Below are 24,638 nucleotides of genomic sequence, written 5' to 3'. Positions count from 1 at the left end.
TCTCATCATCGAGAGCCCCCCAACGAAAACGGCGCGCCCCTTGCGGAGCGCGCCGTGATGCAGTCGGGCTGAGGCCTGATTTTAAGCCTGCATGGCCCAGCCTTCGACGGCCATGGCCGCCTGGCGGACGGCTTCCGAGCGGGTCGGGTGGGAGTGGCAGGTGCGGGCAATGTCTTCCGACGAGCCGCCGAAGGCCATGGTCATGCAGGCCTCGCCGATCAGCTCGCCGGCTTGCGGGCCATAGATGTGCACGCCCAGGACCTTGTCGGTCGTCGCGTCGGCCAGGACCTTCACGAAGCCCTCGGTCTCATGGTTGATCTTGGCGCGGCTATTGGCGGCGAAGGGGAACTTGCCCTTCTTGAAGGCGACGCCCGCGGCCTTCAGCTGCTCTTCGTTCTTGCCGACCCAGGCGACTTCCGGGCCGGTGTAGATGACGCTGGGGACCAGGTCGTAGTCGACGTGACCCGGCTTGCCCGCGATCAGTTCGATCACCGCCACGGCGTCTTCCTCGGCCTTGTGCGCCAGCATCGGGCCATAGGTGACGTCGCCGATGACCCAGACGCCGGGCGCCGTGGTCTTGAAGTGGTCGTTCGAGATGACGCCGCGCTTGTCGGTCTCGATGCCGACCGTCTCCAGGCCCAGACCGGCGGTGTAGGGACGGCGGCCGATGGCCACCAGAACCACGTCGCCCTTCAGGGTCTCGGCGGCGCCGCCGGCCGAAGGCTCGATCGTCAGCTCGACGCCGTCCTTGGTCGAGGTCGCGCCGGTCACCTTGGTGCCCATGCGGAAGGTCATGCCCTGCTTGGTCAGGCCGCGCTGGAAGGCCGTGGCGACCTCGGCGTCCATGCCGGCGCCGACCTTGTCGAGGAACTCGACCACCGTGACCTGGGCGCCCAGACGACGCCAGACCGAACCCAGCTCCAGACCGATGACGCCCGCGCCGATGACGATCAGGTGCTTGGGCACCTTGGGCAGGAAGAGGGCGCCGGTCGAGTCGATGACCTTGCCGTCCTCGAAGGCGACGCCCGGCAGCGGGGTCGGCTCGGAGCCGGTGGCGATGACGATGTTCCTGGTCTCATAGGTGGTCTTCGAGCCATCAGCGGCCTCGACCTCGACCTTGCCCGGTCCGGCGATGCGGCCGCGGCCCCTGAGCCAGACGACCTTGTTCTTCTTCATCAGGAACTCGATGCCCTTGGTCAGGGCTTCGACGCTGTCGTCCTTGGCCTTGTGCATCTGGGCCAGGTTCAGCTTGGGCTTCACCTCGATGCCGATGCCGGCGAATTCAGTGTTGGCGGCCTCGTACAGCTCCGAGGCGTGCAGCAGGGCCTTGGACGGCATGCAGCCGACGTTCAGGCAGGTGCCGCCGAGCGTAGCGCGCATTTCGATGATGGCGACCTTCAGACCCAACTGACCGGCGCGAATGGCGGCGTTGTAGCCGCCCGGCCCGCCGCCGATGATCACTACGTCGTAGGTCTGGGGAGCGGCGTCGGCCATGGATATCCTCTGATCGGTCTGGCGCTGGGAAGGAAACGGCGCGGACACTAGCGCCGACCCCGGCGGGGTCAACCGCCAGGCTCCATATAGGACCGGATTGCACGCGGGGCCATGCCGACGAAAGCCAAAGCTGCAACGCCCCGTTCCGAACGGCAAAGGGCCGGGCGTCGCCGCCCGGCCCTCCGTGGTTCGTTGACCGAAGCGATCAGTACTTGAAGCGCACGCCGACGAAGGCGTTGTAGCCGAACTTCTCGTACTCATAGGTCCGCTCGCGCGAGCCGTAGTATTTGATCCCGGCCGAGTCGGTCAGGTTCTTCGCCTCGCCGAAGACCTCGACGCCGTTGCCGAAGTCGTAGCTGGCGGTGAAGTCCAGCTGCTCGCGGCCTTCGACATAGAGGTCGAGGTCGGCGGTGTCGGCGTTGATCTCTTCCAGATAGTCGCTGCGCTTGGTGTAGGACAGGCGGGCCGAGAAGCCGCCCATCTCATAGAAGAGGGCCGCGTTGTAGTTGGTGTCCGACTGGCCCGGCAGGGCGAAGGTGTCGCGACCGCCGTAGTTCTGGGCCGTCTTGATCTCGGCGTCCGTGACCGTGAAGTTGGCGAAGACGCCGAAGCCCGACATCCAGCCCGGCAGGAAGCCGAACTTCTGCTGCCAGTTCAGTTCCAGACCCATCAGGTGGCCCTCGGGCGCATTAATCGGGGTCTCGAAGTCAGCCTCGCCGCCGTTCGCCAGGTCCTCGGTGTAGTTCAGGATGTAGCGATAGTCGCTGAGGTCCTTGTAGAAGACATTGGCCGAGACCACGCCCAGCGAGGCGAAGTAGTACTCCAGACCGGCGTCGAAGTTGTTCGACAGGGTCGGCTGAAGGTCCGGGTTGCCGATCTCGTAGGAGATGTCCAGGCCGTCCGTCTCCTCGACGCGGCGCGGAACAATCTGGCTGAACTCCGGACGCGAGATCGAGCGCGTCAGGGCCACACGACCGATCAGGTTGTCGTTGAAGGCGTGACGAACGGTCAGGTTGGGGAAGAACTCGGTGTCGTCGCGGCTGACGGCGGCGGTAGAAAGCGCGCCGTCGATCACGGTCGGGGCCGAGCCGTCGAAGTTCGTCTGCTCGACGCGCAGGCCGACGGTGATGTTGGTCGCGCCGACATCGAAGCGGGCCTGACCATAGCCGGCCAGGATGTCTTCCTGGGCCGTGTAGTCCGCCGTCAGCGAGTCAGGCATCCGGCGCGGCGAGGCGGCCTTGGCGGCGGCCAGATAGGCGTCAACCAGACCCTTGTCGTACTGGGTTCCCAGGCGATAGCCGAAGTTGCGGCCCTGGGCGTCGCCCCACAGAGAGGCGAGCGTGCCCGGATTGGCCGAGGCGGCGCGGTCGCGCTGACGCTCTTCATCGGCGTCGACCTCGCGGGAGGCGTACTTCAGGCCGAACTTCCAGGCGACCTCGCGACCGGCGAACTGGCTGGGGATTTCCAGGTTGGTGCGGAAGGCGACGTCTTCCTGCTGGGTCGTGTTGGAGCGGAAGGTGTTCTCACGGAACGAGAAGTTGCCGGGCGTGGCGAAGAAGCCGCTCGCCGTGTCGCCGAAGATCGGATTGCCCGGCGCATAGAAGTAGCTCGGGGCGTAGTGGTTGCGCGTGTCGTAGCTCAGCGTGGTCGCGCTGGAGCGATAGACCAGTTCATCGCGGTGCGGATAGGTCTGCTCGCTGTTGGCCCAGGACAGGTCGGCGTCCCAGACCATGCCGTTGTCAAAGCTGTGCTCGCCGCCCAGGACCAGGGTGGTGATCTCGTTGTTCTGGGTGCGGTGACGCAGGCCGCGATAGATGCGGGCCCCGGTATAGGTCGCGGTCGTGTTGGTCGCGCCCGGCTGCAGGGCGCCGTCGGCATAACCCAGGATCAGGGTGTTGCGGTATTCGTCGTCCTCGAAATCGGCGTAGGACCCGCGAACATACAGGCGGGTCTGGTCGGTCGGACGCCATTCCAGCGCGCCGGTCAGGGCCTGACGGGTGCGCTGGGTCTCATACTGCTTGAACAGGGTCTCCTCGAGCACGAAGACGCCGTCTTCCTCGACCCAGGCGTTCTCGATGTTCTCGGGACGGCGGTTGGTCTCGGAGTAGCTGAGCGACAGCAGGGCGCCGAAGGTCTGGTTCGGACCGAAGACGTTGGAGACCGTAGCCCCGGCGCGAACATCGTCGCCGCCGTAGTCGTTGTAGCTGCCGCCGGCGTAGCCGCTGAAGGCCAGACGGCGCGTGTCGAAGGGCGAGCGGGTCTTGATGTTGACGGCGCCGGCGATGGAGTCAGCGTCCTGGCTGGGCAGCAAGGTCTTGGAGACCTCGATGTTGGAGACGATGTCGCTGGGCAGGGTGTCCAGGTCGACCGCGCGGGTGCCGGGATCGACGGCCGGCACGGTCACGCCGTCCACCGACACGGCGGTGAAGGCGGAAGGCGCGCCGCGCACGTTGATGTAGCGGCCCTCGCCCTGGTCGCGCTGGATGGCGATGCCGGGGACGCGCTGAAGCGACTCGGCCACATTGGGGTCGGGGTAACGGCCGATGGCGTCGGACGACAGGACGTTGATCGTGCCGTCGGCGTTCTTCTGCTGGTTCAGCGAACGAGCCACGCCGTCGGTGATGACGCCCGTCACCACCACGTCGGCCACCGTGGTCACGTCGTCGCCGCCCAGGGTCACCGTGACCTGCGCCGCGCGGCCCGGGGTCAGCACCACCGACTGGCTGGCGTGCGGCAGGCCGATGTAGCGCACGTCCAGCACCACATCGCCGGTCAGGCCCGGCAGGCTGAACTCGCCCTGGGTGTTGGAGACGGCGCGGCGGCCCGAGCCGCGAACGATGATCTCGGCGCCCGGCAGGGGCGAGCCGTCAGCGGAGACCACGCGGCCGAACAGGCCGTCGCCCGCCGGCTCGATCGCGGCGCTGGGCGCGATATCGGCGGCCTGGGCGGCCACAGCGAAGGTGAGCGGCAGAATAGCGGCGCTCAGCAGAAGGCGAAGTTTCATTTTAGTCATCCCCGTTCGCCGGGGCGCGTCACGCTCCGGTCCATGGGGTGGGCTGGCTAACGACGTGCGGCGACGTGGCCGCGACGGTTTCACGAAAAGGAATCTGCGAACGGACCACAGAGACGCGACAAATCCTCCAGAAACGGAGGGACTGTCATTTCGGAGAAATCAGATCGTCACGGGAACGACGGCGCCTGAACGCGAAACGGGGCCCGATCTTGCGATCGGACCCCGTGTTCCAGTCTCGACATGGAGCGGGCGAGGCGATTCGAACGCCCGACCCCAACCTTGGCAAGGTTGTGCTCTACCCCTGAGCTACGCCCGCACTCCGTAGGGAACAGTGTGCTGCGCCCCGTCGAGGAGGGGCTTTTAGCCGACCCTTCTCAGAACGCGCAACCCCCTTTTTTCATTTTCCGCCTTTCGGCTACATTTTTTCGAATAGCCCTGAAATTTCAAACGCAAACGGCCCCCGCATCATCCCTGAAAGGGAGAATGCGGGGGCCGTTCAAAATGACCGCTACGGATGATCGCTCCGCACCAACCCGCTCAAGCAGCGAGCCGCCGCGCGGCGAGCCATAGCGGCCTCAGCCGCGCTCAGATCAGCGCGGAGCCAGCCGGATGGCCCCATCCAGACGGATGCATTCGCCGTTGATGTAGGTGTTCTCGGCCAGGTGCAGGGCCAGGGCGGCGTAGTCGGCCGGCGTGCCCAGACGCTTGGGGAAGGGGATCATGGCGGCCAGGGCGTCCTGCACCTTCTGGTCCATGCCGGCCATCATCGGCGTCCACATGATGCCGGGCAGGATGGTGTTGACCCGCACGCCGTCGTTCATCAGGTCGCGCGCCACCGGCAGGGTCATGGCGTAGACGCCGCCCTTGGACGCCGAATAGGCGGCCTGGCCGATCTGGCCGTCCTGGGCCGCGACCGAGGCGGTGTTGACGATCAGGCCGCGCTCGCCGTCTTCCATCGGCTCCAGCGTCACCATGCCCGCCGCCGACTGCGACAGGACACGGAAGGTGCCGAACAGGTTGATCGAGACGGTGCGCTCGAACTGGGCCATGTCGTGGGCGCGCGGCTCTTGCGTCTCGCGGTTGCGCGACACGGTCTTCTGGCCCGTGGCGATGCCGGCGCAGTTGACGGTCAGGCGTTCCTGGCCGTGGGCGGCGCGGGCCTTGACGAAGCCGGCGGCGACGCTCTCGTCCGAGGTCACGTCCACCTTGCAGAAGACGCCGCCGATCTCCTTGGCGATCTCTTCGCCGCGCTCCTCGTTGAGGTCGAACAGGGCGACCTTGACGCCCTTGGCCGCCAGGGCCCGCGCCGTGCCTTCGCCCAGGCCCGAAGCCCCGCCCGTCACCACCGCCGCAATCGAACCGTCGAGTTTCATGAAGATCGTCCCTATATTCTGGTGAACCGAGTGTCTGCGCGAGGATTTAGCGGCCATGACCGCCAAAGCCAAACCCGCCTCCCCCACCGAGGCGATCAACCCTGAAAAGGCCTTGGTCCCCACGGTGCAGAGGGTCAATGAAATGCGTGTCCGGAAGGGCTTCTGGCCCAAGCTTCGCAGCACCGCCTCACGCATCCCCTTCGCAGGGCAGGCCCTGGCCGCCTGGTACGCCACCCAGGACCCGCAGACCCCGATGGCGGCCAAGGGCGTGATGCTGGGCGCCCTGGCCTATTTCGTCATGCCGGTGGACGCCATTCCAGACGTCTTCGCCGGGATCGGCTTCACGGACGACGCGGCGGTGATCGCCGCCGTCCTGGCGACCCTCGGCGCCCACGTGAAGCGCAAGCACCACGACCAGGCCGAGGCCGCGCTGAAGCGCGTCCGCGAAGAGGCTGAGAGCTAGCGCTCCAGCGGCTTGGCCCGCCACCAGCCGGTGACGGAGTAACGCGGCCCGCCTGCGAACGGCGCGACGGTCGAGACCGCGTGCATCTGCGGCACGGCGAAGACGTTCAGGGCGCCGAAGCTGGGGACGAAGGTCTCGGTGATGTCGCCGCCCTCGTCGAGGAACTGCAGCAGGCCGCCCCACTCCGCCCGCCAGCCCGGCGACAGGTTCAGGACATAGGCGTAGAGCCGCTCGGTCTTCGGATTGGCGTCGCTGTGGCGGTTGAGGAAATGCCCCGGCAGATAGCGGGTCACCTGTCCGTCGGAAAAGGCGATGCGGTCGTCGCCGGTCAGGCGGCGCGCGAAGTCCAGAAAGGCCTCGGTGTTGAACAGGTCCAGCAGGTCGAACAGGATCTGGGGCGTCGCCATGCCCGCCTCGCGCGCCGGGCCCAGCCGCAGCCGGTCGAACAGGAACTGCAGCCCCTCGGTCGCGCCAGCATAGGCCTGCTGCGTCACATGGGCCTGATCCTCGGGCGAGGAGGCGTCCAGGGTCGCCACCGGGATGTCGGCCCCCAGCGGGTTGAGGAAAGTGCGAACCCAGGGCTGCTCGGGCGCAAGCACCGCCGCGTGCAGGGCCTCGGCCCCGTCGCCGAACAGGCCGGGCACGCGGGTGCGGCCGGTGCGGACCAGACGCTCGGCGGCAGCGGCGACGTCCGCCTCGCCTACCGCCAGCTTCAAAGCCGGATCGAGAAGCCTGCTCATTCGTCGGTCGTCACGACAATCTTGCCCATGGCCGTCCGGTCGCCCAGGACCTTGATGGCGTCGTGAGCGTCCTGCAGCGGATAGGTGCGGCTGACGCGCGGCTTGATCTTGCCGTCCTTCCACAACTGCATCAGCTCGGCCATGTTGGCGGCGTGGGCCTTGGGATCGCGCGCCACCGCCGCGCCCCAGAAGACCCCGATCACCGAGACCGACTTCAACAGGGTCAGGTTCAGCGGCAGGGACGGAATGCCCGCCGGGAAGCCGACCACCAGATAGCGGCCGTTCCAGTCCATGGCCCGCAGGGCCGGCTCGGCGTAGTCGCCGCCGACCGCGTCATAGACCACGTCTGCGCCGTCGCGGCCGGTGGCCAGCTTCAACTCGCCTGACAGCGACTTCTGCGCCGCCTTGTCCATGGGCCCGGACGGATAGATCAGGCCATTGTCAGCCCCCAGTTCCAGGGCGAACTCCACCTTGTCATTGGTCGAGGCGGCGGCGACCACGCGCGCCCCCATGGCCTTGCCCAGTTCGACGGCGGCGGCGCCCACGCCCCCGGCCGCGCCCAGCACCAGCAGGGTCTCGCCCGGCTGCAGGTTGGCTCGGTCCTTCAGCGCGTAATAGCTGGTGCCATAGGTCATGGTCAGGGCGGCGGCTTCCTCGAAGCTCATGCCCTCGGGCATGGGGATCAGGCTGGAGGCCGGGACCGCCAGACGCTCGACCAGACCGCCCCAGCCCGGCACGGCGATGACCCGGTCGCCCTTGAACACGCCCTTGACGCCCTCGCCCACCGCATCGACCACGCCCGCCACCTCGCCGCCCGGCGAGAAGGGGCGCTCGGGCTTGAACTGGTACCTGTCCTCGATGATCAGGGTGTCGGGGTAGTTGATCCCCACCGCCTTGACCTCGATCACCACCTCGCCCGGCTTGGGCGTGGGGTCCATGATCTCCTCGACGACAAGGCTATCAGGGCCGCCGACGGCCCTGGACAGGACTGCGCGCATATTCTCTTAATCCTTGCTGGGGGAGGGCTCGTCGGCACGGATCCAGCCCGTGATCGAGTAGCGTGGCGCTGTCGCAAAGGGGGTCACAAAGCTGACCGAGTGGTTTTGCGGTACGCTGAACAGATTGAGGGCGTTCATGCGCGGGGCGTAGGCCTCCGCCAGATGGCCGTCTTCATCAATGAAGTTAAGCAGACCGCCCCAGTCAGAACGCCAGTGCGGCGTGAGATTCAAAACATAGGCGAACAGCCTCGCCCGGCCCGGCTGATAGTCGTCATGCTCTGTCAGGTAATGCCCGGGCAAAAACCTGGTGGCTCGCGCATCGACGTACCGCGCCTCGCTCGTCCCCGTCAGATCGCGGATGAAACCGAGGAACTCAGGTCCGTTCAGGAAGCGGTAGAAAGCGTTATAGAGGGGATTGACCCAATCGCCACGGACGATCGCCGTATCGATCCGAACCGTGTCGAACATGTAGTGCAGGCTGCCTGGCTGGCCGAGAACCGCAGCCGCTTCGTCATGGGACGCAGCCATAAGCCCCGCCTGCTGCTCTGGGCGCATGCCATTGATGGCCTCGACGGGAATGTCGACATTCTGTCGGCCGCTCATGGTGCTCCGCAGCCACAGCTTTTCGGTCGCAAGAGCCTGATGAAGCCTCACGGCGTCCTCGGGGCTCAGAAAGCCCGGCACGTGTATCCGGCCAAAGCGACGAAACGCAGGCCCGAGTTGATTCGCACGCAAGGCTGGATCAATACGCGGTCGCCAGACCGCGCCTGTTGCAAGACTGTTCACCGGTGCGTGCCGATACGAGCGTCGGTCATGGTTGCGCCTCCCCTGTCGATAACGCTAACAGGCTCGCTTCGCCGAGGTAAAGATCATGACTGCCAAAACCGCCCTCATCCTCCACGGCGGCGCCGGGGCCCGGCGCGAGCGCAACTACGACGCCGAGGTCGCCCATATGCGCCAGGTGGTCGAGGCGATGAAGGCGCGGCTGGACGCCGGCGCCTCCGCCGTCGACGTGGCCGTCGAGGCCGTGGTCATGCTCGAGGATTCGGGCCTCTATGTCGCCGGCCGCGGCGCCTCGCCCAATCTGGCGGGGGCCTATGAACTGGACGCCAGCCTGATGGACGGCGCTTCGGGCAAGGCCGGCGCCGTGGCCGCCCTGCAGGGTTTCCGCAACCCGGTCGTCGCCGCCCGCGCCGTCATGGACCGCACCCCCCACGTCATGCTGGCCGGCGAAGGCGCCGCCCTGTTCGCCCATGATCAGGGACTGGAGCCGATCGGCGACGAAGAGGCCTGGTTCACCCGCGCCGGCAAGGGCGAGGACAATCATCCGCCCGGCGGCCTCAGCCACGGCACCGTCGGCTGCTGCGTGCTCGACAGCCAGGGCCGCCTGGCCGCCGCCACCTCGACGGCGGGCGTCTTCGGCAAGATGCCGGGCCGCGTCGGCGACACCCCCATACCCGCCGCCGGCACCTGGGCCGACGACCACGCCGCCGTCTCCTGCACCGGTCAGGGCGAGTATTTCATCCGCGTCGCCGCCGCCGCCCGCACCGCCTTCGGCGTGGCCGCCGGCCAGACGCTGGCCGAGGCGTCGCAGGCGACCATCGACCGCATCGGCGGTCTGGGCGGCGACGGCGGCCTGATCGCCCTGGACTGCGAGGGCAATATCGCCCAGCCCTACAACAGCCAGGGTATGAAACGCGCCTGGCTGACGACCGACGGCGAGATCGGGGTTCAGGTCTTCGACCAGTAATTCTTCTCCGCTCATCCCCGCGGAGGCGGGGACCCAGTGCTTTGGGATCACATGCTGCCGCGCCTAATTGATCGCAACTTCACCCACGCTCGGCGTGTGAGGCTCTTACTGGGTCCCCGCCTCCGCGGGGATGAGCGGTGGATTTAGGGCCCGCCGCGCTTCATTACAGAGCCGTAAGGTGCGCGGCGGGATTTGACGCTGATAGGGTCCGGTCAACCTGCCCCCGGCGCTGCTTGAGGGGCGACCGGAACCTGACGCCCATGAAGACCCGCCTGATCCTGACCGCCTGCGCCTCGGCCCTGCTTCTGGGCCTGCCCGTCACTGCTTTCGCCGAAAGCGCGGCGCCCGCAACCGCAACCGCCGCCGCCCAGGGCGGGGTGGCCGTGCCGCCGCTCGGCTTTACCAAGCGCGTCCTGGCCAACGGAATGGAGGTCTATACGGCGCGCGACGCCTCGACCTCGAACGTCACGGTGCAGGTCTGGTACCGCGTCGGGTCCAAGGACGATCCGGCCGGCCGCTCGGGCTTCGCCCACCTGTTCGAACACCTGCTGTTCAAGGCGACGAAGAACATGCCGTCGGAGACCTTCGACCGTCTGACCGAGGACGTCGGCGGCATGAACAACGCCTTCACCGCCGACGACGTCACTGCCTATTACGAGGTGGTCCCTGCCAACCACCTGCAGCGCATCCTCTTCGCCGAGGCGGACCGCATGGGCTCGCTGGTGGTCGATGAAGCCACCTTCGTCTCCGAACGCGACGTGGTGAAGGAGGAATACCGCCAGCGCATTCTGGCCAGCCCCTATGGTCGCCTGTTCGGCCTGTTCACGCCCGAGACCATCTATCAGGACCACCCTTACCGCCGCCCGGGCATCGGTTCGATCGAGGAGCTGAACGCCTCGACGCTGGACGACGTCCTGCGTTTCCACGCCACCTACTACCGGCCCGACAACGCCATGCTGATCGTGGCGGGGAACTTCGATGAGGCCCAGCTGGACGGCTGGGTGAACGAATACTTCGCCCCGCTGAAGCGTCCGACGACGCCCATGCCCGTCAATGATGTGAAAGAGCCCGAGCCGACCGGCCCGCGCACCGCCACCTACTACGCCCCCAACGTGCCCCTGCCCGCCGTCGTGCTGGCCTGGAACACGGTCGCCTATCGCGACGCCGACCGCGCCGCCCTGACCGTGCTGGACGGGGTGCTGTCCACTGGCGAGTCAAGCCGTCTCTATCGCTCTCTGGTCTACGAAAAGCAGATCGCCGCCTCGATCGGCTCCAACCCCGACTTCGCCCAGCAGGCCGGCAATCTGACCGCCTACGCCATCATGGCCGACGGCCAGACGGTCGAGGCCGGCAAGACGGCCCTCGAGGCCGAGATCGCCCGCCTGCGCGACGCCCCGATCACCGCCGCCGAACTGAGCGAAGCCAAGAACGAGCTGGTCGCCAACGCCCTGCGCGGCCGCGAAAGCATCGACGACCGCGCCACCACCCTCGGCATGGCCCTGATCATGACCGGGGACGCCACCGCCGCCGACCGCGAGATCGCCGAGATCCAGGCCGTCACCGCCGCCGACGTGCAGCGCGTGGCCCGCCGCTACCTGACGCCGCAGCGCCAGATCACCATCAACTACCTGCCCGCCGACGATGCCCATCCGGCCAGCGTGCAGAAGATGAACGTCGACGCCCCCGTCACCGTGGCCGAACTGGCCCCCGCCGGTCCGGTCGCCGTCCTGCTGCCGGAAGCCGAGCGCGCCCGCCTGCCCCAGCCGGGCGCGGAAGTCGCCCCCGCCACCCCCGCCGTGACCGACTTCCGCCTGGCCAATGGGATGCGGGTTCTGGTCGCCCCGACCGAGGGTCTGCCCCTGGTTTCGGCCCGCCTGAACTTCAACGCCGGTTCAGCCAACGACCCGGCGGGCAAGCCGGGCGTCGCCTCCATGACCGCCAGCCTGCTGACCCAGGGCACGACCTCGAAGTCGGCGCCCGAGATCGCCACCGCCATCGAACAGTTGGGCGCCAATATCGGCGCGAGCTCTGGCGCGGACTTCACCAATGTCTACGCCAATGCGCCCAAGGACGTGTTCGGCCGCTCCCTGAGCCTGATGGCCGATCTGGTGCGCAACCCGGCCTTCGCCGCCGAGGAGCTGGAACGTCAGCAGTCGCAGACCCTGGACGGCCTGCGCGTGGCCCTCAGCCAGCCCGGCTCCATCGCCGCCCAGTCGGTCGGCCGCGTCGTCTACGGCGACGCCCCGTACGGCGCGCCCGGCGGCGGCACCCTGACCAGCGTGCCGGCCATCACCCGCGAGGACGTGGCCGCCTTCCACGCCGCCCGCTATCGCCCGTCGCAGGCCACCATCGTCTTCTCCGGCGCCGTGACGCCGGCCGAGGCCCGTGAACTGGCTCAGGCCGCCTTCGGCGACTGGCGTGATCCGGCGACCGCCGCCCCTGCTCCGGTCGCCAAGGCCGGCCAGACCCTGGCGCCGCGCATCGTCGTCATCGACCAGCCCGGCGCGGGTCAGGCAGCGGTCACCGCCGCCATCCGCGGCATCAAGCGCGCCGACGCCGACTACTTCCCCCTGACGCTCGGCAACACCCTGCTGGGCGGCGGCTTCTCCTCGCGCCTCAATCAGGAAATCCGCATCAAGCGCGGCCTGTCCTACGGCGCCCGCTCCTCGGTCGGCGCCCAGCAGGACGTCGGCGTCTTCACCGCCTCGACCCAGACCAAGAACGAGACGGCGACCGAGGTGGCCGACCTGATTCTGGCCGAGGTCGGCAAGCTGGGGAGCGCCCCGGCCACCGAGGCCGAACTGGCCCCGCGCCGCGCCGCGCTGATCGGCGGCTTCGGACGATCGCTGGAGACGGTGGACGGTCTGGGCGGTCTGGTCGCCAACCTGGCCCTCTATGACCTGCCGATGAGCGACCTGGCCGACTACGCCGGGCGCGTCCGTTCGGTCACCCCGCAACAGGTCGAGGCCGCCTTCGCCGAACACCTGCCCACCGACCGCGCCAGCCTGGTCATCGTCGGGGACGCATCCAAGTTCATCGACGCCCTGCGGGCCAAGTACTCGAACGTCGAGGTCATCCCCCTGACCGACCTGAATCTGAACAGCGCGACGCTGAAGTAGAAGCAGGCGTCATCCCGGCCAAGCTCCGCGCAAGCGGAGCGCAGAGCCGGGACCGCCCAAGACACCGCGCTTCCTGTGGTCCCGGATAGCGGCTCCGCCGCTTCCGGGATGACGCATAGATCAAGCCGTCAGGCAGACCACCTGGGCCACGCGCAGATCGCGCCTCAGACGGTCGGCGACCTTGCCGTAGTTGTCGGTGTTGACCTCTTCGCCCAGGGCCTTTTCATCGGCCCGCTGCTCGCCGCGAATGGCGGGAACGAAGGTGTCGGGCGCCGTGGTGTAGATCAGGCCGCGACGCGGCGCCTCGGCGATGGTCACGCCCAGAACCCGTCCCCGACCGTCCAGCACCGGCGCCCCCGACAGGCCGGACAGCGTTCCCTTCAGGCCCTTGGTGCGCCCGGCCTCGGCCCAGGCCAGGACCGGCTCGTCGCGCTCACCCCGCCCCCGGACCTTAAGCGTCTCGCGGCCCAGCAGGCGCGAGGCCACCTCGCCGGGATTGCCCTGCGGGAAGCCCGGATGGAAAGCCCGCTGCCCCTTGCGCAACGGCGTCTGGGCGGCGACCGGCAGGGCGGGCGGGCCGCCCTCGGTCAGCAGCAGGGCCACGTCGGCGCGTTCGGCCAGCCGCACATCGGCGGCCAGGGCGCGCCCGCCGCCGATCACCAGGGCCGGGCGCCGGCAGCCCTCGACCACATGGCGCGCCGTAACCCACCGCCCGTCGCCGGCGATGGAGAAGGCGGTGCCGGAGGTCGGCTGTTCGGACTCCTCGGGGGCGAAAACGGTGACGGCGGGATCAAACGGCGTCACCGGCCCCAGCAGGGGCCCATGGGCCTCATCGTCCCCGGGCAGGTGCGGGGCGTCGGCCTTTTCACGTCGGCCCAGCGACACGATCAGCAAGGCGCCGACCACCGCCGCATAGATGGTCCAGTCGGGAAGACGGGGAAAGCCCATCACGGCGCCGCCCTCAACCCGTCAGGGCGGCGGCCAGGATCAGGGCCGTGGCCAGCTTGGCGCCCGCCAGCACCACGGCGGCGGCGACCTCGCCCTTCTCGATGCGCTGCGGCAGGCCGGTCAGCAGCAGGTCGACCACGCGGAAGGCCAGCAGTTGCAGCACCACCGTCGCTACGCCCCAGATGGCGATGTCGCGGATCGAGGTCGAGATCGACAGGGAGACGGCCAGCGGAATGGCCAGCCCGACCAGCACCCCGGAAAAGGCCACGGCGGCGGCCGGATTGCCCTGACGGATCAGCGCCACCTCGCGCCACGGCGTCAGCAGGGCATAGACCGTCGCCCCGATCGCCAGCAGGCCGAAGGTCACGACCAGATGCAGCACCAGAATCGGAAAACCGGTGGCGAAGGCCTGAACCTCGGGACTCGACAGCACGCTGGGCAAAGACGACGCGTCCATGATGTGCGAGCCCGCAACCTCCAGCTGAAACGGAACGAAAGCAAAACAAGCCTTGCCCGATCCGCCGCCCCTTCCGCAAGGGCGCCGGGGCCACACCCGATCAGGAAAACAGCGTTACGCCGCAGTCAGGAAGCATCGGACCGTCGCCCCTTGGCGATCTCGGCGCTTTCCCGCTTCAACGGCTTGGACACCGGGCACACCTCCTGAACATAGCCGTTCAGGGTATTGGCGAGATGATCGGGCGCCAGACTGTAATGGACGTACTGGCCCTTCTTCTCGCTGGTCACCAGACCGGCGACCTCCAGCACCGACAGGTGTTGCGATACCGCCGGCTTGGAGATGTCGAACTTGGCCGCGATCTCACCCGCCGTCAGATCGGCGTGGGCCAGATAGGCCAGGATCTTGCGCCGGACAGGACTGGAAAGGGCTTCAAAGACGCGCTGCATGGGTCGCTATTTAAGTGATTTGCTAAGGGCTTGCCAGCCCGACGCTTCGATGTTTAAGTTATTGCTTAAATACCTTATCGGAGCGACCCGATGGACGAGCACGATCCCTGCGCGGTGAACAGCCTGATCGAAATGCCGCACAGCAGCCCCGTAAGCGGCCGCGTCGTCTGGGACCCCGTCCACTCGCTGTGGAACAGCGCCATGCTGGCGACGACGCTGAGCCTTGGCGCGGCGACCTTCAGCCTCGGCGCCCTGGCCGTCTTGGTCGTCACCACGGGCGCGACCCTGCTGCTGGGCCATTCGGTCGGGTTTCACCGGCGACTGATCCACGCCAGCTTCGACTGTCCGCTGTGGCTGGAACGGACGCTGGTCTGGTTCGGGACGGTCGTGGGCATGAGCGGACCCTTCTGGATGATCCGCACCCACGATCTGCGCGACTGGGCGCAACGCCAGAGCGATTGCCACGACTACCTGGCGCATCGGCGGCCGATGGCGGTCGACGCCGTCTGGCAGATGCATGGCCGGCTGGTGCTGGATCATCCGCCGACCTTCGATCTGGGCCGCATCGGGCGCGACCCCTTCTATCGGTTTCTGGAGCGCACCTGGATGCTGCAGCAGGCGCCGGTCGCGGCGGCGCTGTGGCTGATGGGCGGCTGGGGGTTTGTGGTCTGGGGCGTCTGCGCCCGCGTTTCGATCAGCGTCATCGGCCATTGGTTCGTCGGCCACCTGGCCCACCGACGCGGGCCGCAGACCTGGCTGGTGCGCGAGGCGGGGGTCCAGGCTCACGACGTGCCCTGGGCCGCCATCCCCACCATGGGCGAGGCCTGGCACAACAACCACCACGCCTTTCCCGGGTCCGCCCGCATCGGCCTCTACCCCGGTCAGAGCGACTGGGGCTTCCGCTTCATCCAGCTTCTGGAGCGGGTGGGCCTAGCCTGGAACGTACGGACGCCGGCGAGCATGAGCAAAAGGGCGACGGCCCTAATGCAGGCTAGCCCAAGATAAACTCCGCCTTATGCCGCCGCGACGTCGTCCGAGCCCGCCTCGCGTTCGGCCTTGATCCGGGCGCTGGCCCGCTGCTTCTCGCTCTCGGACTTCAGCTGGCCGCAGGCGGCGAGGATGTCGCGGCCGCGCGGGGTGCGGATGGGCGAGGCGTAGCCGGCCTTGTTCAGGATGGCGGCGAAGCGTTCGATGGTCTTCCAGTCCGAGCATTCGTAGTCGGTGCCGGGCCAGGGGTTGAACGGGATCAGATTGACCTTGGAGGGGATGCCCTCGATCAGCTTGACCAGGGCGCGGGCCTCGTCGGGGCTGTCGTTGACGCCCTTCAGCATGACGTATTCGAACGTCACCCGGCGGGTGTTGGCCAGACCCGGATAGGCGCGGATCGCGGCCATCAGCTGGTCCAGCGGATACTTCTTGTTCAGCGGCACCAGGACGTCGCGCAGGGCGTCGTTGGTGGCGTGCAGGCTGATGGCCAGCATGGCCGCCGTGCGGTCGCCCAGGGCCTGAAGCTGCGGCACCACGCCCGAGGTCGAGACGGTGATGCGGCGGCGCGACAGGGCGATGCCCTCGTTGTCCGAGATGATGTCGATGGCGTCGGAGACGCTGTCCAGATTGTAGAGCGGCTCGCCCATGCCCATGAAGACGATGTTGGACAGGCGGCGGTCTTCCTTGGGCGACGGCCATTCCTCCAGATCGTCGCGGGCCACCTGGACCTGGGCCACGATCTCGGCGGTCGTCAGGTTGCGGACCAACTTTTGCGTGCCGGTGTGGCAGAAGGTGCAGTTCAGGGTGCAGCCGACCTGGGACGAGACGCACAGGGCGCCGGCCCGGCCCACGTCAGGAATATAGACGGCCTCGACCTCGATGCCCGGGGCGGTGCGGATCAGGTATTTGCGGGTGCCGTCCTTGGAGATCTGACGCTCGACGATCTCAGGGCGGGCCAGGGTGAAGGCCTCGGCCAGGGCCGCGCGGGTTTCCTTGCCGATGTCGCTCATCAGGGCGAAGTCGGTGACGCCGTAGTGGTGGATCCAGCGCCAGACCTGCGAGGCGCGCATCTTGGCCTTCTCGGGCGGGCAAATGTTCGCTTCGATCAACGCATTGCGCAGGCCCTCGCGCGTCAGACCGGACAGGTTGACGGGGGCTTTAGCTGCGGCCGAAGCACGCGAAAGGTCGAGCGTGATGCTCAAGGCTGAATATCCTGCGGCGGGGGTGAAGCGGCGGCGTCTAGCACAGACGGGACCTCTTGTCGCCTCCAGCCAGTCCGGCAGGGTTGAACCCGCCGTCCCCAGACGCTAGAGGGGCCGCGTTGGGGAGTAGCTTCCGGCGTCTGCCAGTCGGGATCGCGTCAACACACTTGCCTCCGCAGGGGGCATGGCGCGATCAGCGGATCCGTTCCGCCTAGCGAGACCAGCACGATCCGGGGGCCGCGCCGGCCTGCGCCCGGACGTGCTGTCACGCGCCCGGCTGAGTCCATCGTCCATGACCCCTGTCGCCATCGCCATCCTGTCGCTCAGCATGTCCGCCGACGCCTTCGCGGCCGCCATCGGCCGGGGCGCCCAGCACCGCCCCACCCTGCCCCAGGCCCTGCGCTCGGGCCTGGTCTTCGGCGTGATCGAGGCCATCACCCCGCTGATCGGTTTCGCCCTGGGCGTCGCCGCCGCCGGCTTCGTCGAGGCGGTCGATCACTGGATCGCCTTCGGCTTGCTGGGCGCAGTCGGCGGCAAGATGATCTGGGAGGCGCTGAAGCCCGACGACGGCGCCGATGAGGAGGCCGAGGCGAAGAAGGCGGCGTCGCGCGGCCTGATCGCCCTGGTCGCCACCGCCGTCGGCACCTCGATCGACGCGGGCGCGGTCGGCGTGGGCCTGGCCCTGCTGGGCGAGAACATCTGGCTGATCGCCGCCTGCATCGGCGCCACCACCTTCGCCCTGGCGACGCTCGGCCTGCTGATCGGCAAGGCGGCGGGGGCGCAACTGGGCAAGATCGTCGAACTGATCGGCGGGGTCGCCCTGATCGCGCTGGGGCTCAAAATCCTGATGGAGCATCTGGGCGTGCTGGCGATCTGAAGCCTGGCCTTGCATCCGGGCGTCAGGTGGCGGAACGTCGCGCGTCGCCCTCTCGTTACACCACCAGTCGCAAGGAAGTCACGATGCGCGCCGTCTTCATCCCGATCGTCCTCGCCGCTCCCCTTGTTCTGGGAGCCTGCGCCAGCAACAAGGCCTTCCCGACCTATCAGCAGGAATACGACCGACTGAGCGCCGAATGCACGGCGGGCGGCGGCATTCTGACCACGTCCGGAGCCCAGACCGGTCGCCCGCAAACCGACTACGTCTGCAAGATCATCGGCAGCCCCACGCGTATTCCGCGGAACTAGGAATATCCGTGGTGGTTGGAGGCAGCGACCTGCTTGGACCCACACCGGGCCATGCCGTGAGGATCGCCGTCTGAGGCGTATTCCGGCGCATTACCTAATGTCTGGTTTCGACCCGTTGCGGACGTTGGCCGCTTGCTTGCAGCCGCATTACCCGGCGCGATGGAAGACAAGCAACGCGACATTCAGGGCTAGCAAAGCCCACCCTCCGAGAAGACCCCAACGAAAAGCGAGTGCCAGAGCGCGATCGGCTCCACGGTAAAACGATAGCTTGGCCCCCAGAAGCTCGAATATATAACTGTAAGATGGCCTTCGGCGCTCGCGTATCATCAGCGCAAGAAACGATACCGCAAACACGCCACAGGCCAAACCTGCGGCAATCATCACAATCATTCTGAAGGTTTCAACTTGTGCCATAGGCCAGATTGAGGGCCTCGCCCGTATGAGATCAAGGTCCGCTTCCCACCCTTAGCGGACATTTCGCGAGCCTGCTTTCGGCGCCAGGCAGGTGGCCGCAGCCTCGAGTACAGAACGAAACGCTCGGCCTGTATGAGTCTAAAGCTGCAGTTCCCCCGAAAAACCGCACCTCACTGATTTTACCAGAGAAACCAGTGGTGGTTGGAGGCGGGATCGAACCGCCGACCTGTGGGTTATGAAACGCCAGACGCCTTGCCCGTAGAGGCATGATCTTGCGTGTCTTTTTTGCCCTCCCCTTCCTTGGGTTCGGGACTATTCCGGGAGAGTGCTGCAAGGCCCGCCTTAACGTCAGCCTCGACGGCGTGGGCATAGACGAGGGTGGACTTGATGTCGGCATGGCCCAGGAGGCGCTGGGCCACACGTAGATTGCCGGTGGTGCGAAGCATCTGCATGCCGCTGTGATGGCGCATGGCGTGAGCGCCCTTCATGCCCTTCGTTTCTCGAAGGCCTGACCGGGTCATGGCCCGCCGGAGGGCAATGGCGGCGCCATTGTATTTGAGGGCACGCAGCTTCGCAGGACGACCCTTCACCTTGGACGCCACTTCACGGAACCAGACGGTGTCGATGTCGGCGGCCTGGGCCCTACCCTTGCGGGCCGCGAGCATGGCGGCGTCGTCGGGCAGCAGCGGGATGATGTGATCGTCCCCGCCCTTACGTTCGCGCAGCCGGACGCGGGCGTTTTCGTGGTCGGCGACGTCCAGATCGGCCAATGGGAAGAACAGCTCGGACAAGCGGCAGCCGTAGCGCGCCGCGAAGTTCACCAGATCGTGCCAGTGCGGCTGAACCTCGGCGAGGACGAGGGCCAGTTCGTCGCCGGCAAACTCCTTGGGCTTGGGCTTGGGCTCGGCCATGCGCAGTTCCGCCCAGTCGATCACTGGCAGCTTGGCGCCCCATGCTTTGCGCGCCCGGTTCAGGACCGGGCGAAGGGTGTCGATCATGTCGCGGTTCACGGTCGAGTTGGACGGCAGATAGACCTTTGCGCCCTTGGCCTTCGACTTGGTCAGGGTCTGCCCTCGGCGCTTCTGGATGGCGCGACCCACGGCCTCGGTGGTGATCTCCGCAAGAGGGGTGTTCGGCCCCACCAGGGCGATCATGCGCGCCAACCGCCCTTCCAGACGGTCGCCGCCCTTGAGCGCCGCGCCCTTCTCGTCCCACCACTTTTCGACAGCAACGTCGAGCGTCATGCGAGAGGCGTCGTCAAGCTCGCCCTTCGCCGCCTGCTCGCGGATACGGCGCTCTACCTGCTCGGCTGCGCGCTTGCCTTCAACGCCCGTCGAGCCGTGAAACCTACGGCCCTTGTGCTGGAAATCGTATTGCCAGAAACGGCTCTTGGCTGGTTTGTAGACCGACACGACAGTTCGGTTTCCCTCATGAGATAGGCCCGAAGATCGGCCTCGGTGTATCGCTTGGTGCTGTGTCCAACGAGGACGTAGCGGATGGCCTGACCTTCAACGAGCGCGTGGAAGGTCTTGTCGTCAACTCCGATGATCCTGGCCGCGGCGCCGGCAGTGATCATGACTGCGTCGGAGAAGGCCCGCGCCAAGATCGTTTCCGTCGCGGGCCCGAGGTTCGGGAAGCGGTCGTTCGCAGCGCTCATTGCCAGATACCCCTTCCCTGCTCCCGCGCCTGACGCTCCTCGCGCCGGTAGGGGTCGCCATAGTTGGTTTCGGAGATAGCCAGACCCTCGCGGACGAGGATGCCCCCCAGGTCGCGTCCGTTGACGGTGCAGCGCGCCACGTTCCTCCGATAGCGGTCCGTGTCGGTGATCGTGCAGCGGGCGCCGTTGGCGGCGAGTTGGACAGCCCGAGCCTTCGCACGGTCGGCGGTGGTCCGCGCCGCCGGCGAACAGGCCCAGACACCCGGCGACTGGCGGCAGCGCGTATAGGGTGCGACCTCGCCAGCGTCGATCCCAGCCAAGCGGACGCGGTGACGCTCGCCGTCAGCGTTGACGCAGCGCCCGCTATCGCCATCGGACATCATGAGCGTGGCGCAGATCAGAACGATGGGGCTCATGCAGGGCCTCCAAGAAGCAGTGTGGTCGGCATAGAGCCTTGCTCATAGGCAATAGCCAGTTGGGGCTTCATGAACTGTCCCACGGTTGAGCCGTCAGGCAGGACAGTGTGCGCCAGGAACTCGTCCTCAATAGTCGTGATCCCAGCCGCGACGGCCTCCAGCTTGGCTTTGATGACGAGCGCCAGGGCGCGCCAGCGCTGACGCCCAGCCTGCTCCCAGGCTTTTTCAGCTTCGGCCGGAGAACGCGGCGTCCCGCGCGCCGGGGTGTGCGTGAACTCCCGCGCCTTCGGGTCAGGCATCGGAAGGACGAACTTCACCATGCGGTCGGAGATACGGAAGCCGATCATGGCCGCCGCTTTCTCGCTCGCATACATGAACGAGGTGGCACCGTAGCGCTTCAGCGTCGTCTCGATCTCGTTCCGGCTCTTCTCCTGGGAGACTGACGTATCGGCAGCGTAACGCGTCATGCCGCGCCCCTCCTCTGGCGCCGCAGTTCGCGGGCGCGGTGGTCAATCTTGGCGATGGTGAGGAGCGCGGGGCGGACCTCGGGCGCGGCCTCGTCGTAAGCCAGGTGCTTCTTGGCGCGGCCGCCGTTCAGCCGCGGCAGCAGAGCGCGCGGGATAGCTTGCCAGTTGGATGGATCGGCATTGCTGCGGTCGCCATCGATGGACTTGAGGCAATGCCCCTCGGGGAGCGGGCCGTTGACTGCCTCCCACTCGACCAGGTGCACAGCGCGCCAGCGCGACTGCAGCGGCAAGCCATCGTGGATCTTGCGTTCCAGGTAGCCGTCCTTGCTCATCCGCTCGGCGCCGATGGGCTGATAATTCAGGTTCGCCTGCCCCGTCCGGTTGCCCTTCTTGAACTGGGTCGCCACAGACCGTCCGCGCGCAGGGTGAGGCTTGCCCTTGTTGGCCGGCTCCTGGCCTTTGGCGAACTGACCAGTGCGACCTGTCTTCCAGCCCTTGCGCTTGCGCAGGGCGTGGAGATTGCCGGCGGAAACTTCGCGTCCGAACTCGGCGCAGAAGGCGGCGTGATAGTCACCGATCGACAGGGTGCGGTTCGCCTCCAGCCATGCCATTTCGACGTCGCTGTACCTGATCCAGACGCCCTTCATCGCGGTGCCTCGATCATCGGCAGCTTGTCGTGGAAGCGCTCCCCGTGATTGGCGATGAGCGTCGCGGCCTTGAGGTGCAGGTCGGCGTTGCGAAGGATCTGATCCGAGATGTCGACGATGGCGTCTGCGCGCTTGGCTTCGGCATCGATCTGCTCGGCGGTCAGGTCTTCCTCACCCAAGCGCTCCAGTTGGGCGAACAGGTGGTTGTTCAGGTCTGAGAGCTTGTTCTTCATGGCAGGGTTTCCAGTGCCGCATCGATCTTCGCGAGAGCGGCGTCATATTCGGCAAGGTGGGGTGAGGCTGTCGGGTCCAGCGTGGCGAGGTCGCCGCCGACCGTGCAGCAAGCGACCAGTACCGTTCGCTCTTCGGTGATGATCCGCCGCGCGTCAGTCAGGGCTTCACGGATCACAGCGCCCCTCCCTTCTCGGAGCGGTCTTCACCTGTGGCGCGTCTGATTGCAGCGCGGAGCAGCGCAACGGGGTCTTGGCCGATCCAGTCGCCGTCCATGTTTCCAGTCAGCGCGCCAAGGGCCGCATTCGCAGCCTCCAGCAGTTCAGGCGCGGCGGCGATCAGGCGGGCGTTGGCTTCGGCCCCCTTTTCTGAGCCGATAAGGACCGAAAAGTAGCTATCGCCGACCCAGCCGTTGCCGTTGCCCGCGTAGACCCACAAGGTTTCTCCATCGGGCGCCTGACGACCGCGTTCGTTAGTGCGAACGACCTCCCAAGGCCCCGACGTATGCTTCACCCCGCTCATCCCCCCGCTCCCTTTTGCAGAAGTATGGCGGCGAGCATGATCAGGCCGCCGATGGCCATGGTGAAGACAAGTCCCTGCTGATCGAGCGGATGCGGGTCTCCAGCGACCAACTGCCAGCAGGCCACGACAGCGATGAACGCGCCGATGATGAACATGGCCAGAATCATCCCTCAGCTCCATCGCTGCGGGAGGATTGGCGGGCGGCCAGCAACTCGGTCAGAGCCTTCTCGGTCAATCTGTCGAGGATGCGACCAGCCGCCCGTTCGGACAGTTCAGGGCCGATCCCGACGCCCATGCCTACCGGGAACCCAAGGTTCCGGATCGAGTGGCTGATGTCGGTCCCAATGAGGCGGATAAGGTCGCGCTCGACTGGAGAACGAACAGCCCCCTTCATCTCCTCGCTCACGGTCATGGGCGGGCTCCTGCTTGGCGGTGGTTGAAGATGATCTGTTCGCCGGCGGTGGTGTCGCCGGAGACGGCGAAGAGGGCCTGGCACAGGTCGAAGGGGTCGATGTTGCGGGCGGACCAGAAGGCCAGCTCGGCGCCGGAGTGCTGCTTGGTGTGGCAGTCCCGGCAGAGGGGCGTGGTCCATCGGTCGGACGGCTTCTCGGCCTTGCCGGTGTGGCGCTTGCCGATGGTGATGTCGCCAGCGCGCAGGTGTGCGGCGTCGCAGGGCCCGGCGGAGGGGCAGCCGGCGCAGTGCAACCGACGGATGAAGGCCAGGTGCTTGTTGTCGCGCTCGCGCGGCTGGCGCTGGCCGGGGCCCTCCGGGCGGAACGACCGCGAGCGGATGTGGCCGGGGGCGTAGTGCTTGCGCTTGAGGGCCTTCTTCTCCTCGCGCAGGCGCGTCAGGTCGGCGTTGATCTGGAACAGGGACCGGCTCATGCGGCGTGATCCAGACGGTGGTCCTGCCCAGTGGTCAGGCGGCTGTGCTTCAGCAGGCGAACCCGCTCCCGTTCTCCGACCGGGCTGAGGATGACGGTGAAGGGCCGTGCGGGCGCCCGGCCCGGCCACTCGGCCGCGCACTGGATGACCAAGAGCAGGCCGTGTTCGACCATGCTGAGGATCAGGGCTTCGGAGTAGCGCGGGGCGTTCTTGCTGCTGCCGACCGGCTGATCCTCCAGGCGGAACGGCACGCCCGCGAAGGCGCAACGCATCATCCGCTGATACGGCCTGACGGTGGTCAGGAGATCGGCTTCTTCCGCTGTGAGGACGCGGATGTCCTGTTCGGCGATCATGCCGCTTCCTGACTGGCGGTTTCGACGTAGCGGGTCTGGAGCTTGCGGCCGATGGGGCCGCGATAGCGGAAGGGGCAGGCCTTGAGGCCGAGGCCGTTCTCGGCCTCCAGCATGGCCAGTTGGCTGTCAGAGGTTGCAAGGTCGACACGGCGTTCGAAGGCCTCAGCCCAACCGCGCCAGTCGGTGGCGGTCAGGTCTTCGGGCAGGAACAGGCGCTCGGACCAGTCCACGTCCTCGACGTACTCGGGCAGGCTGTAGGGTCCGACCTCTTCGACGGCGCCCGGCGGCGCGGCGCGCTGGACGGGCGGCGGCGCCGGATTGGCGAGGTTCTGGTTGTCGTTCAGCCAGGTCAGGGCCGCGCACAGGCGCTGGGCGAAGACATCGGGGTCATCGACATAGGCCGACAGGTAGATGACCGGGACCCCTGCCCCGCCCGGTTCGCGGGCGCCGTCGATGCGAACGGTCGTCACGCCGAACAGATCGATGTCGCGCTTCGGCGAGCCGGTGCTGACGATGGAATAGTACTCGCGCATCAGACCAGGGCCCACCAGAAGCAGGCGACAAAGCCGAAGCAGACGGCGGCCTGGAGGGCCATGACGAAGGCGCGGGCGGCGCGGCCGACACTGGCCGAGGCGGCCTTCTGGCGGCGCGCGAGGCGCTGGGCCTCGGCGGCTTCGCGGATGATCCGGTTGCACTCGCGCTCAGCGCGACGGTCGCGAACAGCTTGCCAGTTCGGATGGAAGCCGATGCCCAGCGGATGCGGGCGCATGTCGATGAAGGCGTCTTGGGCCACGGGCGTCTCCCCCTCTTGGTGTGGAGAAAACATTGCATAATGCAAATACGCTCGTCCAGCGATATTTTGCATTTTGCA

The 24,638-nt window shown here is 67.2% G+C and carries 29 protein-coding genes, 1 tRNA gene and 1 riboswitch; of the genes, 6 read left to right on the top strand and 24 right to left on the bottom strand.

Annotated elements, in window-relative coordinates:
* Positions 1–81: 81 nt before the first annotated feature.
* The 4 genes from lpdA to B3K53_RS15180 form a co-directional block, all read right to left on the bottom strand.
* Positions 82–1,494, bottom strand: coding sequence for a dihydrolipoyl dehydrogenase (lpdA, locus tag B3K53_RS15195; RefSeq protein WP_292085399.1), 1,413 nt, complete (start codon positions 1,492–1,494; stop codon positions 82–84).
* Between the two features lie 205 nt (positions 1,495–1,699).
* The gene (locus B3K53_RS15190; protein WP_292085398.1) at positions 1,700–4,498 is read right to left on the bottom strand and encodes a TonB-dependent receptor; all 2,799 of its coding nucleotides are present in this window, start codon (positions 4,496–4,498) and stop codon (positions 1,700–1,702) included.
* 250 nt (positions 4,499–4,748) lie between these two features.
* A tRNA-Gly gene (locus tag B3K53_RS15185) sits at positions 4,749–4,823 on the bottom strand.
* Between the two features lie 274 nt (positions 4,824–5,097).
* Positions 5,098–5,880, bottom strand: a complete 783-nt coding sequence (locus B3K53_RS15180) for an SDR family oxidoreductase (protein ID WP_292085397.1) — start codon at positions 5,878–5,880, stop codon at positions 5,098–5,100.
* Between the two features lie 55 nt (positions 5,881–5,935).
* Between B3K53_RS15180 and B3K53_RS15175 the strand changes: the two genes are divergently transcribed.
* Positions 5,936–6,343 (top strand): YkvA family protein, encoded by a 408-nt coding sequence (locus tag B3K53_RS15175; protein ID WP_292085395.1) that lies wholly within the window; start codon positions 5,936–5,938, stop codon positions 6,341–6,343.
* Here B3K53_RS15175 and B3K53_RS15170 read toward each other — a convergent pair.
* From B3K53_RS15170 to B3K53_RS15160, 3 genes are read right to left on the bottom strand one after another with little or no spacing between them, the layout of a single operon-like run.
* Positions 6,340–7,083 (bottom strand): 2OG-Fe(II) oxygenase, encoded by a 744-nt coding sequence (locus B3K53_RS15170; RefSeq protein WP_292085394.1) that lies wholly within the window; start codon positions 7,081–7,083, stop codon positions 6,340–6,342. The genes B3K53_RS15175 and B3K53_RS15170 overlap by 4 nt on opposite strands.
* A complete protein-coding gene (locus B3K53_RS15165) occupies positions 7,080–8,081 on the bottom strand; it encodes an NADPH:quinone oxidoreductase family protein (protein ID WP_292085393.1) in 1,002 nt (333 codons plus the stop codon). Before B3K53_RS15165 ends, B3K53_RS15170 begins: the two co-directional genes overlap by 4 nt.
* A gap of 6 nt (positions 8,082–8,087) precedes the next feature.
* Complete coding sequence (locus tag B3K53_RS15160) at positions 8,088–8,816, bottom strand: 2OG-Fe(II) oxygenase (protein WP_292085392.1); 729 nt, start codon at positions 8,814–8,816, stop codon at positions 8,088–8,090.
* Between the two features lie 133 nt (positions 8,817–8,949).
* Between B3K53_RS15160 and B3K53_RS15155 the strand changes: the two genes are divergently transcribed.
* Positions 8,950–9,831 carry an isoaspartyl peptidase/L-asparaginase family protein gene (locus tag B3K53_RS15155; protein WP_409515777.1) on the top strand — a complete coding sequence of 294 codons (882 nt, stop codon included), beginning with the start codon at positions 8,950–8,952 and terminating at the stop codon, positions 9,829–9,831.
* A 260-nt stretch (positions 9,832–10,091) separates the two neighbouring features.
* Positions 10,092–12,950, top strand: coding sequence for a M16 family metallopeptidase (locus B3K53_RS15150; protein ID WP_292085388.1), 2,859 nt, complete (start codon positions 10,092–10,094; stop codon positions 12,948–12,950).
* 120 nt (positions 12,951–13,070) lie between these two features.
* Here B3K53_RS15150 and B3K53_RS15145 read toward each other — a convergent pair whose 3' ends face one another.
* The 3 genes from B3K53_RS15145 to B3K53_RS15135 form a co-directional block, all read right to left on the bottom strand.
* Positions 13,071–13,898: a S1 family peptidase gene (locus tag B3K53_RS15145; protein ID WP_292085387.1), complete on the bottom strand. Its 828-nt coding sequence runs from the start codon at positions 13,896–13,898 to the stop codon at positions 13,071–13,073.
* 13 nt (positions 13,899–13,911) lie between these two features.
* On the bottom strand, positions 13,912–14,355 hold the full coding sequence (locus B3K53_RS15140; RefSeq protein ID WP_292085385.1) for a DUF350 domain-containing protein: 444 nt from the start codon (positions 14,353–14,355) through the stop codon (positions 13,912–13,914).
* A gap of 125 nt (positions 14,356–14,480) precedes the next feature.
* Entirely contained in the window at positions 14,481–14,801 is a 321-nt protein-coding gene (locus B3K53_RS15135; RefSeq protein ID WP_292085382.1) for a metalloregulator ArsR/SmtB family transcription factor, read from the bottom strand.
* A 90-nt stretch (positions 14,802–14,891) separates the two neighbouring features.
* On the opposite strand from B3K53_RS15135, the gene B3K53_RS15130 reads away from it, so the two are divergent.
* On the top strand, positions 14,892–15,806 hold the full coding sequence (locus B3K53_RS15130; RefSeq protein WP_292085380.1) for an acyl-CoA desaturase: 915 nt from the start codon (positions 14,892–14,894) through the stop codon (positions 15,804–15,806).
* 8 nt (positions 15,807–15,814) lie between these two features.
* Here the strand turns inward: B3K53_RS15130 and rlmN are convergent, their stop codons facing one another.
* Positions 15,815–16,990 carry a 23S rRNA (adenine(2503)-C(2))-methyltransferase RlmN gene (gene rlmN, locus B3K53_RS15125; RefSeq protein ID WP_292085378.1) on the bottom strand — a complete coding sequence of 392 codons (1,176 nt, stop codon included), beginning with the start codon at positions 16,988–16,990 and terminating at the stop codon, positions 15,815–15,817.
* A 114-nt stretch (positions 16,991–17,104) separates the two neighbouring features.
* A riboswitch (yybP-ykoY riboswitch) is annotated at positions 17,105–17,203 on the top strand.
* Positions 17,204–17,282: 79 nt separating this feature from the next.
* On the opposite strand from rlmN, the gene B3K53_RS15120 reads away from it, so the two are divergent.
* Together B3K53_RS15120 and B3K53_RS15115 are read left to right on the top strand one after the other, a co-directional pair.
* The gene (locus B3K53_RS15120) at positions 17,283–17,867 is read left to right on the top strand and encodes a manganese efflux pump MntP family protein (RefSeq protein ID WP_292085377.1); all 585 of its coding nucleotides are present in this window, start codon (positions 17,283–17,285) and stop codon (positions 17,865–17,867) included.
* An 83-nt stretch (positions 17,868–17,950) separates the two neighbouring features.
* On the top strand, positions 17,951–18,175 hold the full coding sequence (locus B3K53_RS15115) for a hypothetical protein (RefSeq protein ID WP_292085376.1): 225 nt from the start codon (positions 17,951–17,953) through the stop codon (positions 18,173–18,175).
* A gap of 647 nt (positions 18,176–18,822) precedes the next feature.
* On the opposite strand, the gene B3K53_RS15110 is transcribed toward B3K53_RS15115, so the two are convergent.
* The 13 genes from B3K53_RS15110 to B3K53_RS15050 form a co-directional block, all read right to left on the bottom strand.
* Positions 18,823–20,001, bottom strand: a complete 1,179-nt coding sequence (locus B3K53_RS15110) for a tyrosine-type recombinase/integrase (protein ID WP_292085375.1) — start codon at positions 19,999–20,001, stop codon at positions 18,823–18,825.
* Positions 20,002–20,242: 241 nt separating this feature from the next.
* On the bottom strand, positions 20,243–20,662 hold the full coding sequence (locus B3K53_RS15105; RefSeq protein WP_292085374.1) for a thermonuclease family protein: 420 nt from the start codon (positions 20,660–20,662) through the stop codon (positions 20,243–20,245).
* Entirely contained in the window at positions 20,659–21,129 is a 471-nt protein-coding gene (locus tag B3K53_RS15100) for a hypothetical protein (RefSeq protein WP_292085373.1), read from the bottom strand. Before B3K53_RS15100 ends, B3K53_RS15105 begins: the two co-directional genes overlap by 4 nt.
* Entirely contained in the window at positions 21,126–21,776 is a 651-nt protein-coding gene (locus B3K53_RS15095) for an HNH endonuclease signature motif containing protein (protein WP_292085371.1), read from the bottom strand. The genes B3K53_RS15100 and B3K53_RS15095 overlap by 4 nt, the downstream gene beginning before the upstream one ends.
* Entirely contained in the window at positions 21,773–22,009 is a 237-nt protein-coding gene (locus B3K53_RS15090) for a hypothetical protein (RefSeq protein WP_292085370.1), read from the bottom strand. The genes B3K53_RS15095 and B3K53_RS15090 overlap by 4 nt, the downstream gene beginning before the upstream one ends.
* Positions 22,006–22,185 (bottom strand): hypothetical protein, encoded by a 180-nt coding sequence (locus tag B3K53_RS15085; protein WP_292085369.1) that lies wholly within the window; start codon positions 22,183–22,185, stop codon positions 22,006–22,008. The genes B3K53_RS15090 and B3K53_RS15085 overlap by 4 nt, the downstream gene beginning before the upstream one ends.
* Complete coding sequence (locus tag B3K53_RS15080) at positions 22,182–22,529, bottom strand: hypothetical protein (RefSeq protein ID WP_292085368.1); 348 nt, start codon at positions 22,527–22,529, stop codon at positions 22,182–22,184. The genes B3K53_RS15085 and B3K53_RS15080 overlap by 4 nt, the downstream gene beginning before the upstream one ends.
* Positions 22,526–22,696 carry a hypothetical protein gene (locus B3K53_RS15075; RefSeq protein WP_292085367.1) on the bottom strand — a complete coding sequence of 57 codons (171 nt, stop codon included), beginning with the start codon at positions 22,694–22,696 and terminating at the stop codon, positions 22,526–22,528. Before B3K53_RS15075 ends, B3K53_RS15080 begins: the two co-directional genes overlap by 4 nt.
* Entirely contained in the window at positions 22,693–22,941 is a 249-nt protein-coding gene (locus B3K53_RS15070) for a hypothetical protein (RefSeq protein ID WP_292085366.1), read from the bottom strand. Before B3K53_RS15070 ends, B3K53_RS15075 begins: the two co-directional genes overlap by 4 nt.
* Complete coding sequence (locus B3K53_RS15065) at positions 22,938–23,414, bottom strand: hypothetical protein (RefSeq protein ID WP_292085365.1); 477 nt, start codon at positions 23,412–23,414, stop codon at positions 22,938–22,940. The genes B3K53_RS15070 and B3K53_RS15065 overlap by 4 nt, the downstream gene beginning before the upstream one ends.
* Complete coding sequence (locus tag B3K53_RS15060; protein ID WP_292085364.1) at positions 23,411–23,767, bottom strand: hypothetical protein; 357 nt, start codon at positions 23,765–23,767, stop codon at positions 23,411–23,413. The genes B3K53_RS15065 and B3K53_RS15060 overlap by 4 nt, the downstream gene beginning before the upstream one ends.
* Positions 23,764–24,300 (bottom strand): hypothetical protein, encoded by a 537-nt coding sequence (locus B3K53_RS15055; RefSeq protein WP_292085363.1) that lies wholly within the window; start codon positions 24,298–24,300, stop codon positions 23,764–23,766. Before B3K53_RS15055 ends, B3K53_RS15060 begins: the two co-directional genes overlap by 4 nt.
* Positions 24,300–24,560 (bottom strand): hypothetical protein, encoded by a 261-nt coding sequence (locus tag B3K53_RS15050; protein ID WP_292085361.1) that lies wholly within the window; start codon positions 24,558–24,560, stop codon positions 24,300–24,302. Before B3K53_RS15050 ends, B3K53_RS15055 begins: the two co-directional genes overlap by 1 nt.
* Positions 24,561–24,638 lie beyond the last annotated feature (78 nt).

Source organism: Brevundimonas sp. UBA7506, assembly GCF_002479495.1.
In the GTDB taxonomy this organism is placed as follows: domain Bacteria; phylum Pseudomonadota; class Alphaproteobacteria; order Caulobacterales; family Caulobacteraceae; genus Brevundimonas.
The sequence above is the reverse complement of the archived record's forward strand: the minus strand, read 5'-3'. Positions and strand labels throughout refer to the sequence as shown.